The organism is Microbacterium sp. C5A9 (assembly GCF_022627955.1).
Lineage (GTDB): Bacteria > Actinomycetota > Actinomycetes > Actinomycetales > Microbacteriaceae > Microbacterium.
The window spans coordinates 99,156-112,628 of record NZ_JABXGD010000007.1 but is presented as its reverse complement, the minus strand read 5'-3'; the positions used below and the strand labels follow the sequence as shown (position 1 = coordinate 112,628).

At 64.8% G+C, this 13,473-nt stretch carries 16 protein-coding genes; 12 read left to right on the top strand and 4 right to left on the bottom strand.

The features are described 5' to 3' along the window. The first annotated feature begins 117 nt into the window (after window positions 1-117). The 12 genes from HWD99_RS14090 (at window position 118) to HWD99_RS14035 (ending at window position 9,674) form a co-directional block, all read left to right on the top strand. A complete protein-coding gene (locus HWD99_RS14090; RefSeq protein WP_241796836.1) occupies window positions 118-687 on the top strand; it encodes a histidine phosphatase family protein in 570 nt (189 codons plus the stop codon). 171 nt (window positions 688-858) lie between these two features. Continuing rightward, window positions 859-1,371, top strand: a complete 513-nt coding sequence (locus tag HWD99_RS14085) for a universal stress protein (protein WP_153244280.1) — start codon at window positions 859-861, stop codon at window positions 1,369-1,371. Continuing rightward, on the top strand, window positions 1,368-2,114 hold the full coding sequence (locus tag HWD99_RS14080; protein ID WP_241796835.1) for a 2,3-bisphosphoglycerate-dependent phosphoglycerate mutase: 747 nt from the start codon (window positions 1,368-1,370) through the stop codon (window positions 2,112-2,114). Before HWD99_RS14085 ends, HWD99_RS14080 begins: the two co-directional genes overlap by 4 nt. A gap of 1 nt (window position 2,115) precedes the next feature. Next, entirely contained in the window at window positions 2,116-3,450 is a 1,335-nt protein-coding gene (eno, locus tag HWD99_RS14075; protein WP_153244278.1) for a phosphopyruvate hydratase, read from the top strand. Further along, window positions 3,447-3,944: a CrcB family protein gene (locus tag HWD99_RS14070; RefSeq protein WP_153244277.1), complete on the top strand. Its 498-nt coding sequence runs from the start codon at window positions 3,447-3,449 to the stop codon at window positions 3,942-3,944. Before eno ends, HWD99_RS14070 begins: the two co-directional genes overlap by 4 nt. Next, on the top strand, window positions 3,941-4,318 hold the full coding sequence (gene crcB / locus HWD99_RS14065) for a fluoride efflux transporter CrcB (protein WP_241796833.1): 378 nt from the start codon (window positions 3,941-3,943) through the stop codon (window positions 4,316-4,318). The genes HWD99_RS14070 and crcB overlap by 4 nt, the downstream gene beginning before the upstream one ends. Window positions 4,319-4,503: 185 nt before the next feature. After that, a complete protein-coding gene (locus HWD99_RS14060) occupies window positions 4,504-5,214 on the top strand; it encodes an ABC transporter permease (RefSeq protein ID WP_194239249.1) in 711 nt (236 codons plus the stop codon). An 83-nt stretch (window positions 5,215-5,297) separates the two neighbouring features. Then, on the top strand, window positions 5,298-6,119 hold the full coding sequence (locus tag HWD99_RS14055; protein ID WP_241796832.1) for a phosphatase PAP2 family protein: 822 nt from the start codon (window positions 5,298-5,300) through the stop codon (window positions 6,117-6,119). 184 nt (window positions 6,120-6,303) lie between these two features. Beyond that, window positions 6,304-6,870 (top strand): recombinase family protein, encoded by a 567-nt coding sequence (locus HWD99_RS14050; protein WP_047253623.1) that lies wholly within the window; start codon window positions 6,304-6,306, stop codon window positions 6,868-6,870. Window positions 6,871-6,879: 9 nt separating this feature from the next. Next, a complete protein-coding gene (locus tag HWD99_RS14045) occupies window positions 6,880-8,316 on the top strand; it encodes a Mu transposase C-terminal domain-containing protein (protein ID WP_153244274.1) in 1,437 nt (478 codons plus the stop codon). Beyond that, window positions 8,309-9,226, top strand: coding sequence for an AAA family ATPase (locus HWD99_RS14040; protein WP_153244273.1), 918 nt, complete (start codon window positions 8,309-8,311; stop codon window positions 9,224-9,226). Before HWD99_RS14045 ends, HWD99_RS14040 begins: the two co-directional genes overlap by 8 nt. Window positions 9,227-9,362: 136 nt before the next feature. Then, window positions 9,363-9,674, top strand: coding sequence for a hypothetical protein (locus tag HWD99_RS14035; protein ID WP_029153956.1), 312 nt, complete (start codon window positions 9,363-9,365; stop codon window positions 9,672-9,674). 228 nt (window positions 9,675-9,902) lie between these two features. Here HWD99_RS14035 and HWD99_RS14030 read toward each other — a convergent pair whose 3' ends face one another. Genes HWD99_RS14030 through HWD99_RS14015 form a run of 4 tightly spaced genes read right to left on the bottom strand, consistent with a single transcriptional unit; the run spans window position 9,903 to window position 13,322 of the window. Then, window positions 9,903-10,436 carry a signal peptidase II gene (locus HWD99_RS14030; protein ID WP_029264099.1) on the bottom strand — a complete coding sequence of 178 codons (534 nt, stop codon included), beginning with the start codon at window positions 10,434-10,436 and terminating at the stop codon, window positions 9,903-9,905. Further along, on the bottom strand, window positions 10,433-11,041 hold the full coding sequence (locus tag HWD99_RS14025; RefSeq protein WP_036275918.1) for a cadmium resistance transporter: 609 nt from the start codon (window positions 11,039-11,041) through the stop codon (window positions 10,433-10,435). Before HWD99_RS14025 ends, HWD99_RS14030 begins: the two co-directional genes overlap by 4 nt. Then, window positions 11,041-12,966, bottom strand: a complete 1,926-nt coding sequence (locus HWD99_RS14020) for a cation-translocating P-type ATPase (RefSeq protein WP_241796991.1) — start codon at window positions 12,964-12,966, stop codon at window positions 11,041-11,043. The genes HWD99_RS14025 and HWD99_RS14020 overlap by 1 nt, the downstream gene beginning before the upstream one ends. Beyond that, window positions 12,963-13,322 (bottom strand): helix-turn-helix transcriptional regulator, encoded by a 360-nt coding sequence (locus tag HWD99_RS14015; protein WP_036275916.1) that lies wholly within the window; start codon window positions 13,320-13,322, stop codon window positions 12,963-12,965. Before HWD99_RS14015 ends, HWD99_RS14020 begins: the two co-directional genes overlap by 4 nt. Window positions 13,323-13,473: the final 151 nt, after the last annotated feature.

Sequence of the window (13,473 nt, the reverse complement as noted above, 5' to 3'; positions counted from 1 at the left end):
CTCAACGGTTCGCTTTTCCGGGTGAAGCGAGCTGCGAGGCAATTCTTGCGTGAGCAGCGCTGGGCGGCGCATGCAGCGAGGCTTGGGGCGCTACTCGGAAAGGAGTATGAGTTGTTCATGACTTCTCCCGCTCGGTTGTTGCTAGCTCGTCATGGTCGTACTGCGTTGAACGCCGAGGGACGGTTGCGGGGACTTGCCGATCCCCCGCTGGATGAGGTGGGTGTCCGTGAGGCGGAAGGCCTGGCGGATGCGCTCGCGCCAGCCCGCTTCTTCGTGGTGTTGTCGAGCCCATTGGTGCGCGCGGTAACCACGGCGCAGCACATTGCGCTGGCTGCTGGCGTCCCACATCGGATCGACGAGCGGCTCAACGATCGTGACTACGGCCCGTGGACCGGGCACCTGAAGGTGGACGTTGTCGAGGAGTGGGGGAGCGTCGACGCAGCGCCGGGAGTGGAGTCATCCGAAGCCGTCTTATCGCGGGTCCTGCCGGTGCTGCAGGAGTTGTGGACGTCTTCGAGCAGTGCCGTCATCGTCACTCACGACGCGATCATTCGACCCGTGATCGATCATCTTGATCGGGGGCGGCAATTGTCGGTGCCGACCGCGTCATGGTGCGTCATGGTGGCGGGGACATCGGGCTGGGAAGTCGTCGACGTGGATCAGGTCGCACCTAGACGGGAGCGCTAGTTCATTCGCGCCATCGTGTGGTCGGATGCTGATGACAATCGTGCGTAGCGGTGCTATCGTGGCGAGAACGCGAGAGCGTTTCGGCGGTGGGGCTCGCCGACCCAAACCTCGGATATCCCGACAACAGTCCCTATCTCAGCACTTTTACGTGCGCGGAGATAGGAGACCCTCGTGGACCAGGCCGGCGCTTCAGCCCCCGTTCTCGTCATCGGCGTGATTCCGATGCAGGCTCCGGCCGTCATCGATGCCGCGATCAGCGTTGCTCTTGCGCTTCGTGCCCGTGTTGTGTGTGCGCATGTCGACACGACCCGTTTCGTCGTGGACGAACACCCCGACGGGTCCACCACATCAAGGCCGGTTGATTCGGACGCGTACGATGACGATCCCTCTCCGTTTCCCTACACGCTCGCAGAGCACCTGAGAGATCGGTTCGCACGTGCCGGTGTGGAATGGGACAGGTGTGAGCTGGCGGGCAATCCGGCGACCGCTCTCTCCCATCTCGCAGAGCGCGAGAGCGCGATGATGATCGTGGTCGGGACTCGCCGTCCCGGGATCCGTGGGGCGATGGCAGAGTTCTTCGACGGATCGGTGGCGGCGCATCTCGCTCACCAGCAGCACCGCCCGGTCCTTGTGGTACCGCAGGCCCCGGTGCGTGATGGCGCGCTGCCGTGGGAGTCGACATGAGCGGGACAATCGTGTTGCTGCGTCATGGAGAGAGCACTGCCAACGCCGCGGAGACTTTCACAGGCGTCTCGGATGCTCCCCTGACGGCGAGGGGGCGTCGCGAGGCTGCACAGGCGGCCCGCTTGCTGCGCGCAACGGGGATGACCGTCGGCGCAACGTTCGCCTCTGAGCTGACCCGCGCCACAGACACCGCCGCGATCCTCGCTCAGGAGGGTGTGGGGCCGGATGTTGCGTTGCGGGACTGGCAACTCAATGAGCGCAACTACGGCGCTCTGACGGGGCGAAGCAAAACGGAGATCCTCGCCGAGCATGGCCCAGCCCTGTTTCGCGAGTGGCGGAGGTCTGTTCACGCGGCTCCACCACCATTGACCGCCCGACAGATCGAGATCCTGCGCCGGAAGGAGCCGTTCCGCCACCTTCCCGCTGCGGCCCTCACGGCCACCGAGTCCCTCTTTGACGTGATCGCCCGTGTTCGGCAGTTCCACGGGGAACGAGCACGACCGCGACTGCAGGTGGGTGTGAACGTGCTGGTCGTCGCCCATGGGAACTCGTTGCGCGCCTACTGCGCGGTTCTCGATGACCTCACCGAACCAGAACTCGAGGACCTGAACCTCCCTACCGGCCAGCCCCTCGTCTACCGGCTGACCGCTGACGGCGCCCCACGGGTGCGCGGCGGCGAATACCTCGATCCGATCACCGCACGGCAGGCAGCCGCCACCGTGGCCCGACAAGGAGGAACGTGACATGAACGACTACACCGGTGCCCACCCGCACACGCTTGCCGGCGGCGGGGACTACATCACTCACCACGGCGATCGGCCCGTAGGGTTCGAGATGGTCGCCGCTTCTCAGATTCTGGATTCCCGCGGATACCCGACGGTCCAGGTCACCCTGACGTTGACCGATGGGGACACTGTCGAAGCATCAGCCCCGGCGGGCGCTTCCACGGGGGAGCATGAGGCGGTCGAGGTGCGGGACGGCGGCCATGCGTTCTCGGGGCGTGGAGTGCGTCGAGCCGTCGCGAACGTCGACGAGGAGATCGCGCCCTTGCTCACCGCCCACGGGTGGACCTCCCTGCGCGACCTGGACGCGGCCCTGCGTCAGCTGGACGGCACTGGCTCGCTATCGAGGCTCGGAGCGAACGCGGTGATCGCCGTGTCGATGGCGGCTACCCGCGCGTTCGCACATGCTGCAAGCGTTCCGCTGCACCGCTACCTCAGCCACCTTTCCGGCGCGGAAGAGCGGCTCCCCGTGCCACACTTCAACGTGATCAACGGCGGCGCTCATGCTCCCGGCGGTCTACCGTTCCAGGAGTTCATGATCGCCCCGGTGGGTGCCGCGAACGAGGAGCATGCCCTGCAGATGGGGGCGGAGATCTATCACGCCCTCGCGGGACTCGTGCGTAGTCGTTTCGGAATGGCCGGGTTGGGTGACGAGGGCGGATTCGCGCCGCCCATCGACGATCCTGAACAGGCCCTCGACCTGCTGATGGATGCGATCGCCGCCGCCGGATACACGCCCGGGCTCGACCAGGTCGCGATCGCGATGGACCCGGCGGCGAACGGTTTCGCGGTGGACGGCGCCTACCGCATCGGCTCCCGCACAATGAACAGTGAACAACTCGGCGACTACTACACAGGACTCGTCAACACGTACCCCATCCGCAGCATCGAAGACGGATTCGCAGAAAACGATCACCCCGGCTGGGCCCTACTGTTCGAGCGCCTCGCAGACAGGATCCAGCTCGTCGGCGACGACCTGTACGTCACCGACCCGGCCCGCATCCGCGACGGTGCAGAGCACCACTACTCGAATGCTGCGCTGATCAAACCCAATCAGATCGGCACCGTCACCGACACACTCGCCGCGATCAGTGCCGCCCGAGAAGCCGCCATGGCCTGCATGGTGTCCCACCGCTCCGGTGAGACCCTCGACACCTTCATCGCCGACCTGGCCGTCGGTACCGGGGTCGGCCAGATCAAATCCGGTGCCCCCGCTCGCGGCGAGAGACTCGCAAAGTACAATCGCCTCGCTCAGATCGAGGCCTCCAACGCCCATCTGTCGTTCGGACTGCGATGACCGCCGGTGCACAGACGCCAGATACGTCTCCGTTGCCGCTGGACAGCGACATCGAGGTCGACGACGCACGCACACCCGCGCCCCGCCCGGTCCATCTCCACTGGCGCTATCTTGGGCTCGTCGCGCTCGGCGGAATGATCGGCACCGGATTGCGCGAGGCGCTCAGCCTCGCGATCCCTCCCGTGGCAGGCATCCCCTTCACCACAGCAGCGATCAACATCGTCGGTGCGTTTGTGCTCGGGTTCCTCCTCGAGACGCTCGCGCACCGCGGCGAAGATGCCGGCCGTCGACGAGTTCTCCGGTTGTTCGCAGGCACCGGGATACTCGGTGGATTCACCACCTATAGTGCGCTTGCCACCGACACAGTCCTCCTCCTCCAAGACACCCCCGCTGTCGGGCTCGCCTACGCGGTCGGCACCTTACTGATCGGCGGTGCAGCGACCGCAGGCGGGATCATCAGCGCGGGAGCGATCCGACGAAAGGGCGCACGATGACGCCCTGGCTGTTCCTCGCCATCGCCGCATCGGGCGGCATCGGCGCGGCACTGAGATTCCTCATCGACGGGCTCATCCGCACCCGCACCATCGGCTCGTACCCGTTCGGCACAATGTTGACCAACGTGACCGGATCCTTCTTTCTCGGTCTGGTGACCGGATTGGCCGCAACCGCAGCCCTTCCCGAGGACCTGCGGTTGCTGGTAGGGACCGGTCTCCTCGGCGGATACACCACCTTCAGCACAGCGAGCTTCGAAACCATCCGCCTCGCCCAGGACAAACGCACCATCGCGGCCGCGACCAACGGGATTGGCACACTCGTCCTCACCGTCGGCGCGGCCGCCGTCGGATACACACTCGGCGCGGTTCTGTGAGAGATCAAGCCAACTCCTACATCGACCATTCGCGGATCGCTTGGTTGCTTCGCTTGGTTGCCCGACATCCGATCACCGTGTTCATCTGGTACCGCATCGCGCTCGGATTTTTCGTCGCCGCACCTCCGGCAACCGGCGTTCTCTCTCTAACGTGACCCATGTCGCTCCTTACAACCGGGCTCACCGTGCTGCTGCTCACCGCCGTGACATTCGTGATCGTCGGACGGTTGAATATCCCGCAACCCTGGTTGCAGCCGTGGGCGATCGTCCGCGCCTGCGTGCAGCTCGGCATCCTCAGCCTTCTGCTCAACGTCATCATCACCGAGCCATTGTGGGTGGGGGTGTTCCTTGTTGTCATGGCCGGTGCCGCTACCGGTGTGGTAGCGGGTCGGCTCCGCGTCGGATGGCGGCGCATCCCCGCCATCGCCTTGACGATCACCGTCGCCGCCTTGGTCCCAATCGCGATCATTTTCTCTACCACTGCCGTCGATTTCACGACCCGGTACGCCCTGGCCCTTACTGGCATCGTGATCGGAAACACGATGACAGTCACGACTTTGATGGGGCGGAACGTGCAGCATGCGCTGGTCACGGATCACGACGAAATCGAGGGATGGCTCGCATTGGGCGCGACACCCCGCCGGGCCACGCACCACTCCATCAGAACCGCAGCAGCAACGGCGCTCATCCCCTCGACCGATCAGGCTCGAACCACTGGGATAGTCACTCTTCCCGGCGCATTCGTCGGAGCCGTTTTTGCTGGCGCCTCCCCACTGGACGCTGCACAGTTTCAACTTCTCGTACTCGCCGCCATCCTCACCGCAGCCGCGATCGCCGCCACTCTAGTCACAGCATTCTTTGGTGCGCCCACCCAACTCCCGTCCATTCGCGGCTGACATCGACCGCTCCTCGCTGCGAACGGAAGAGACGCCGAGTCGGCGCTATACGGTGAATACGAACACCACGATTGGATCCATACATGCCTCACACCAATGAACCTGATGAGGGGGTCCCCGGGGAGCTGACGCAAGATAGTCAGAGCCTTCCCCGGCGTAGTACGCCGCTGTGGAGTCGCCTCACGCAGGGTGCGCATGCGCTTAGCGAACGGCTCGGCCCCAACGGGGCGCTGATCCTGATCCTGGCGTTCGGGCTGGTTCTCGTTGTCGCTCTAAGCTTCGCCGCCGCGCAGGTGTACGACAACATCGTCGACGCCGATGGAGTCGCGGGGATCGACCGGCCCCTGCTCGATTTCGCGATGACACTCCGATCACCCTGGCTCGACATCATCCTCACCGGCTACACCGAGATCGCCGGCCCGCTTGGCATGCCCATCATTGCCATCGCTGCAGCCCTAGTCCTTGGTCTTCGTCGCCGATCCTGGACCCCGGTCATTCTGATCGTCGCTGCCGGTAGCGGGTCACTTCTGATGACGGTTGTCGGGAAGAACTTGTTCGGGCGGGATCGACCACCGCTCTCGGATGCTGTTCCACCCTATGAATATTCCGCATCCTTCCCGAGTGGGCACACTCTGAACGCAGTCGCTGTCGTGGGGGTGATCGCTTATCTGATCATCCTGCGGCAAACGAAACACCAAGCCGTAATCATCGGCGCTGCCGCGCTGTTCGCCCTCACCACAGGCCTCGATCGGATCTACCTCGGGCACCACTGGGCAACCGACGTCCTCGGAGCATGGGCGCTCGGTGCTGCCTGGCTCGCTTTGGTCATCACCGCGCACCAGCTGTACCTCACGGTCCGTCGACGCCGCGAGGCTCACGCACCCGACACACCCCTCAGCAGATAAGTCCCGACCCAACCGCCGGGATCGTCAACAGGGGCGAAGCTGAATCCCGTCTGCCGCTGCGGTGACTCTCAAACGACCGTTCATGAGTCATCCGGAATTTTGGTCGGCCAGTTCGGCGAGTCGTGTCTCACGACCCGTGTCAGCAATCTATGTAAAACAAGCGGCGTTCACGTTACACTGAGGCATGGCCACGATCGGTTACGCCCGAGTCTCAACCCGAGACCAGAATCCCGACGGCCAAACGGATGCGCTCAATGCGGCGGGCTGCGACAAGATTTTCGTCGAGCACGCATCCGGCACCCTGGCGAAACGGCCGGCACTGACGGAAGCCCTCGGATATCTGCGCGAGGGAGACTCGCTCGTCGTGACGAAACTTGACCGGCTCGGCCGGTCGGTGAGAAACCTCAAACAGGTCGCGGACGAATTGCAACAGCGCGGGGTCGGTTTGAAGGCACTCTCGCAGGGCATCGACACGACGACGCCGGGAGGTCGCCTGTTCTTCCACATGCTCGCTGCGATCGCGGAGTTCGAACACGACCTCATCGTCGAACGCACCCACGACGGCCTCGCGGCCGCCCGCGCCCGGGGCCGAAAGGGCGGCCCGAAGTTCAAGATGACGCCAACGAAGATCCGGCAGGCCCGGGCGATGTACGACGAGGGCGGCCACACCGTCCAAGAGATTGCCGACACGTTCGGAGTGTCCCGGCCCACGATCTACCGGCACCTGGCCGAGCACGTCGAGCGGGCCTAACGAGGAATCATGGCGCACCTCAGCGACCGGCAGAAAGCCGAGCTTGTGCGCCAACACCAGGACGGGGTGCCCTGGACGCTGCTCGCGGCGCACTCCGGTGTCGCGGTGCGGACCTTGCAACGATGGGCCGCTCGGATGGAAACGGGACAGCTCTCACGGGCACCTCGCAGCGATAAGGGTTCGAGGCGCATCGACGCCGAGCTGGTGAAGGCGATTGAGGCGCTTGCTGTGCGGCGACCCGCGCCGACGATCGCGTATATCCACCGCCGCATCGGTGATATCACCAGGGGCCGAGGACTATCCGTCCCGGGGTACACCACGGTCCGCGAAATCGTGCACGCGCTCGACCCGGGCCTGACTGCTCTCGCGGACGGCGGGGACGCGGCCTATCGAGACAAGTTCGAGCTGGTCTACCGCCGCACAACCTCTGCGCCGAATGAACAGTGGCAGATGGACCACACTCTGCTCGATGTGATGATTCTCGATGACCGGCAGCAGGCCGTCCGCCCCTGGCTCACGATCGTGCTCGACGACTACTCACGAGCGATCGCGGGCTACGCGGTCAGCGTCTCAGCACCCACGGCCGAGCATTCCGCATTGGCGTTCCACCAGGCCATTACTCGGAAACGAAACCCGAAGTGGGTGGTGTCGGGCCTCCCGGACATCCTCTACAGCGATCACGGGTCCGACTTCACCTCGACCAGGATCGAACACGTGTGCCTCGACGTGCACGTGCGCTTGATTCATTCACGGATCGGCGTCCCGCAGGGACGCGGCAAGATCGAACGGTTCTACCGAACGATCACGACCGAGCTGCTGCCGCACCTACCCGGCTTCATCCCGCACGGCACCGGTGGATCGCCCATCACCGAACCCAGGTTGACCTTGCACCAGCTCGACGACGTTCTCGAGCGATTCATCGTCGACGAATACAACGAACGCATCCACTCATCGACGGGCGCTGCCCCGCACGAGCGATGGCGCAGCGACAGTTTCATCCCTCGAACACCCGCCCGCCCGGAAGACATCAATCTGCTTCTACTCACCGCAGCGACAACCCGCCGTGTGCAACGCGACGGGATCCGTTTCGCATCCACCCGATACATCTCACCAGTCCTCGCCGCATACGTCGGCGAAGACGTCACGGTGCGATACGACCCCCGCGACCTCGGAGAGATACGAATCTTCCACGACAACGCATTCCTCTGCCGCGCAATTGCCCCCGAGCGCTCCTCGGAAACCGTCTCTTTTGCTGATCTGCAAACCGCGAGGAACGCGCGGCGTCGCGCCCTGAAGCAGCAACTCCGCGAGCTCACCGCTCATGCGGGTTCCCTTCCCGAAGACACGCGCCACCAACCCTTGATCGCAACGATGCTCGACAGCACACCTGACCATCTCGCGACACCTCCCACGCGACACGGATTAAGGACCTACGCCAGTGACTGATCCAGACGCTAAGCCCCAGTCTCTTCTCTTCACGCCTGACGATGACGGACGCCGATTCCTCAACGGTCATTTCGACGAGTTCACCGATGCACCCCCGCCCCGCGCAGATACCTTGCCCACATTCGTGACCACACGTGAGCACCGACGCTTCGCCGAGTTCGCAGACACCGTCCGATCCCACCGCTACATCGGACTCTGCTACGGACCACCCGGCGTCGGCAAGACACGCTCCGCACGCAACTACGCCGGCACCGACGAATGGGAGCAGTGGTACCCGCTCTCCCGCAGCAAAGGCGCACTGCCACCCGTGCCCGAAGCGGTACAACGAAGCCGCACGGCGTTCTTCACACCCACCGTCGCCGCGTCCATCAAACAGATTGATCAAGGCCTGCCCCGGGCATGCCAGCACATCTCCTGGGCCATCGACTACGCCCAGCACGGGCACGTTGATCCTTTCGTGCACGCCGAGTCCCAACACAGCGGGAACACCGAACTGCTCATCATCGACGAAGCCGACCGACTCAAAACCGCCGGCCTCGAACAAGTCCGCGACTTCTACGACCGCCACCGGATGGGCGTCATCCTCATCGGCATGCCCGGCATCGAAAAACGGCTCGCCCGCTACCCCCAGCTATACAGCCGCATCGGGTTCGCTCACGAGTACCGGGCGCTACGCAGTGACGAGCTCACGGCCGTCGTCGCGCAGCGCCTCCCGGACCCCGACCCAGACGACTCCGGTCTCGCACACACCGCAGCTCTCGCCGCAATAGTCCGGGCCACCAACGGAAACTTCCGCCTCGCCGACAGGCTCGTCACCCAGATCAACCGCATACTCGACATCAATAGGCAGACGCACCTCATCCCTGAGGCCGTCGACGCTGCCCAAGAAGCGCTCCTCATCGGACGATAAGCGACGCGGTAAACACGACATTTTCTGGCGCAAGTCACAACTTCCCCAGCACCACCACGGGTGCCCGGCCGCAAACGATCGTTTTCGGTGGTAGCCCGGGCACGACATCAACAGCGAAGTCGAGGATGATTGAGTCGTGGAGATTGAGCTGCTTTATATCGCCGGTTGCCCCAGCTGGGTTGAGGCTGGCCGTCGTGTTTCTGAGGCGCTACGAGAAACAGGCCACGACGAATCGGAGGTTCACTACCGACTCATCCGGACGGAGGAGGACGCGGGCGCAGTCTCGTTCGCGGGCTCCCCCACGATCACCCTGGATGGCAACGATCTCTTTCCGGGGTCGGGGCGAAGCAATGACCTCGCCTGCCGTATTTACAGCACCCCTGCTGGGCTGGCCGGGATGCCAACGGTTGAACAGATTCGAGAGGCGCTCTCCGCTCATGGCGACTGACGAGGACGTTGCGTGCACGTGCTGCGGGCGACATCTGCCACGCAAGAAGCTGCACGCACTCGGAGACGATCGCGCTTTCATCTGTCGACGATGCGGCTGGTGGGTGGCTCTGCGCCTACATCGCGACCGCCCGCCTGCCTAAGCGTGAACTCACTCAACGGCTGCCCACGGCGATCGCGCCGATGTAGAGGGCGAGTTGATGGGTGTCCCACCACCGCACAACGGATCTCACTCGGTGCTCTCATCCCCGGCGCGGATCATGAAAACTGCTCCGGTGATCGCTGCGGCGAAGATTACGATGTCGGCGATGTTGCCGATGAACCAGTTTCCGTAGGCGAGGAAGTCCACGACGTGACCACGGGCGAATCCGGGGTCCCGGAAAAGGCGGTCGCCTGCGTGTGAGGCGGAAGCGCCGCCGAGCGCGCCGATGACGATCGCCCATCTCACGCGTTGCACTCGGAACGCGAACACGATCGCTGTGACCGTGGCGGCGACAGCGAGCAGCGCGAACACCCAGGTGAAGCCTTCCCCGAAGGAGAATGCCGCTCCGGGGTTATAGGCGAGCTGCAAACCCAGCAGGTCACCGATCAGCGGGATGCGCTCACGGTCGGTGAGGGTCGCTTCGGCCCACACCTTGGTTCCCTGATCGATCAGCACGACGACCACGGCGATCAAGAGCGCTCCACCAGTGAGCTGCCGCCGCCGGGTCGACGACAGCTTGCGCGCAGCGGGCGGATGAGCCTCTGACTGGGAGGAGGTCATGCGAGCACCTCGATCAGACGGACGATGACCCCAGATTCGATCAGGATGAACAGGCCCAGGCCGATGAACACGGCCGGTACGAGCCAGTGCTCGACGCGCTCCAGCCCCTCGGTAACAGCCTTGTTGGTGCCGATCAGCCGGCCGGCCGCGCACCAGACCGCGACGAGGATCAGGAATACGACGATCATGATCGCGACGTCGCTGGGGGCGCTGGTGCGGAAGATCGGCGTGTAGAGGGAGATGTTGTCGGCCCCGTTGGCGATCGTGATCCCTGCGACGCCCCATAGTCCGACCGCGGTGATCTTGGAGTCGTCATCATCGTCATCGCTGTTACGGCGCAGGCCGCGAATGAGCGTCCAGATGCCGATGCCGAGCGGGATCAGACCCAGGAAACCGACCCATTCGTCCGGAACGATGGTGAGACCGAGAGCGGCGATCACGCTGATCACGACGAGGGTGATGAACCCGAGATACTGGCCCGCGACGATCTGCCACGGCCGGGGCTTCCCTCGACTGGAAGCCAGGAACAGCACGGTGAGCACGACAATGTCGTCGATGTTGGTTGCCGCGAACAGGCCGATCGCTGAACCGATAGTTGCGAGCATCAGCTTTCCAGTCGTGGCGTGCGGGTGCGTGCGGCGCGCAGACCGTTGAGGATCACGATGACCTCCGCGACCTCGTGGACCAGGACGACGGCCGCGAGCCCCAGGACGCCGAAGAGCGCGAGCGGGAGCAGTGCAGTGATGATCAGCAGCGACAGGATGATGTTCTGGTTGATGATCCGTCGACCGCGGCGGGCGTGATCGAACGCTCGCGGGATGAGGCGCAGATCATGGCCGGTGAAGGCCACGTCGGCGGATTCGATTGCCGCGTCGGAGCCGGTGGCGCCCATCGCGATACCGATGTCTGCGCCAGCGAGGGCCGGTGCGTCGTTGATTCCGTCGCCGATCATCGCGACCGGCCCCGCCTTTGACAGCTCGCCGATCGCGGTTGCCTTATCCTCGGGACGCAGTTCCGCGCGCACGTTGCTGATCCCGGCCTGCGCGGCCAGTGCACGAGCGGTGCGGGCGTTGTCTCCGGTGAGCATCGTCACGCCGACGCCTTGGTTGGTGAGCGTCCGGACTACCTCGGGGACTTCAGGGCGCAGTTCGTCGCGGACGCCGATCGCGGCGACGGGGGTTCCATCGCGGTGGACGATCACGACGGTCATGCCCTGCTCCTCCAACTCCGCGACCTGCTTCCCGAGGTCGCCCGCGTCCAGCCAGCGAGGACTGCCGACGGTGATTCTCGATCCGCCGACAGTGCCGTCGATGCCGTGCCCGGCCTGCTCGGTCACATCTGCAGCTGCCGGTGTGCCCGGGGCCGCGGCGGTGATCGCAGAGGCAAGGGGATGCGTGCTGTGCTGCTCCAGTGCGGCCGCCCAGGCCAGCGCCTGTGTCTCGGTCACGCCGTTCGCAGTGAGCACCGCGGTGACCGCAGGTTCGTTGCGGGTGAGGGTGCCGGTCTTGTCGACCGCGACGTGGCGGACCGTGCCGAAGCGCTCGAAGACGGCGCCGGACTTGATGATCACGCCGAACTTGCTTGCTGCGCCGATCGCGGCGACGACCGTCAGCGGCACCGAGATCGCCAGCGCACACGGAGAAGCGGCGACCAGCACGACAAGCGCGCGGGTGATCCACACCTCTGGATCGCCCAGCAGCGACCCGATGATCGCGACGAGCGCTGCGAGGATCAGAACGCCGGGTACGAGCGGGCGGGCGATCCTGTCCGCGAGACGTGCACGCTCGCCCTTCTCGGTCTGCGCCTTCTCGACCAGCTCCACGATCGTGGTGAGCGAGTTGTCGGTGCCCGCAGCGGTCGTTTCGACCTCCAGCGCGCCGGCGCTGTTGATCGCACCGGCCGACACCGCATCGCCGGGCTCGACCTCGACGGGGATCGACTCCCCGGTGATCGCCGAGGTGTCCAGGCTGGAGCGGCCAGAACGGACGATCCCGTCGGTTGCGATCCGCTCGCCGGGACGGACCACCATGACCTGGCCGACCGTCAGCTCTCTCGCGGGCACCTGCGCAGAGACGCCGTTCTGCAGCACGGTCGCTGTCTCCGGCACGAGCTTCAGCAGCGCCCTCAGCCCGCCCCGGGCACGGTCCATCGCCTTGTCCTCGAGCGCCTCAGCAATCGAGTACAAGAACGCCAGAGCCGCAGCCTCCTCCACGTAGCCGAGGATGACCGCGCCGATCACGCTGATCGTCATCAGCAGCCCGATACCGAGCTTGCCCTTGAACAGTTTCCGGATCGCGCCGGGCGTGAACGTCGACGCACCGAGGAGCAGACCGGCCCAGAACAACACCAGCGCCGGGATCTCGAGGCCGGACCATTCAAGGATCAGACCGGCCAGGAATGCGACACCGGAGAAGACCGGCACCATAATCCCACGGTCCCTCCACCAGGGCCGCACAACCTCTTCGGTCTCATCCTCCGCCGCAGTGGCAGGCTGGGCAGGCTCGTGCTCGCAGCCACACGCCGCGCTCACGCGTCCGCCCCCGTCCCACAGCAGCCAGCCACCGTGCACGCAGAGTCCACGCACGGCGCGTGCTCATCGACCGCCAGCGTCACGTCCACGAGCGCGACGAGCGCAGCCGTAAGATGCGGGTCGGCGATCTCGTAACGAGTCTGGCGACCCTCCGGCTCGGCAACGACAATCCCGCAGTCACGCAGGCAGGTGAGATGGTTCGACACGTTCGAACGCGTCAGCTCCAGCTCACGAGAGAGCACAGCCGGGTAGCTCGGTCCACCGAGCAGAGACATTAGGATTCGGGAACGCGTGGGATCGGCCATGGCCCGGCCGAGCCGGTTCATGACATCGAGGCGTGAGGAAATAGTCAGCACACACTGAACTATACAGTGATTGATGACCTATTGGAACGGCTTCACCCCAGGCGACATCTCTGGGGCCTGGGTGTAAGTACATCCGGCTCACACCCCACCGAATACGCCTACCGAAACCCGCTTACGGCGCACGTTTCTGGCATTCGATCTG

Bases quoted from the DNA above. Each gene is read 5' to 3' on its own strand.
- HWD99_RS14090 (WP_241796836.1), top strand. From the start codon at position 118: ATGACTTCTCCCGCTCGGTTGTTGCTAGCTCGTCATGGTCGTACTGCG.
- HWD99_RS14080 (WP_241796835.1), top strand. From the start codon at position 1,368: ATGAGCGGGACAATCGTGTTGCTGCGTCATGGAGAGAGCACTGCCAAC.
- eno (WP_153244278.1), top strand. From the start codon at position 2,116: ATGAACGACTACACCGGTGCCCACCCGCACACGCTTGCCGGCGGCGGG.
- HWD99_RS14070 (WP_153244277.1), top strand. From the start codon at position 3,447: ATGACCGCCGGTGCACAGACGCCAGATACGTCTCCGTTGCCGCTGGAC.
- crcB (WP_241796833.1), top strand. From the start codon at position 3,941: ATGACGCCCTGGCTGTTCCTCGCCATCGCCGCATCGGGCGGCATCGGC.
- HWD99_RS14055 (WP_241796832.1), top strand. From the start codon at position 5,298: ATGCCTCACACCAATGAACCTGATGAGGGGGTCCCCGGGGAGCTGACG.
- HWD99_RS14050 (WP_047253623.1), top strand. From the start codon at position 6,304: ATGGCCACGATCGGTTACGCCCGAGTCTCAACCCGAGACCAGAATCCC.
- HWD99_RS14045 (WP_153244274.1), top strand. From the start codon at position 6,880: ATGGCGCACCTCAGCGACCGGCAGAAAGCCGAGCTTGTGCGCCAACAC.
- HWD99_RS14030 (WP_029264099.1), bottom strand. From the start codon at position 10,436: ATGACCTCCTCCCAGTCAGAGGCTCATCCGCCCGCTGCGCGCAAGCTG.
- HWD99_RS14025 (WP_036275918.1), bottom strand. From the start codon at position 11,041: ATGCTCGCAACTATCGGTTCAGCGATCGGCCTGTTCGCGGCAACCAAC.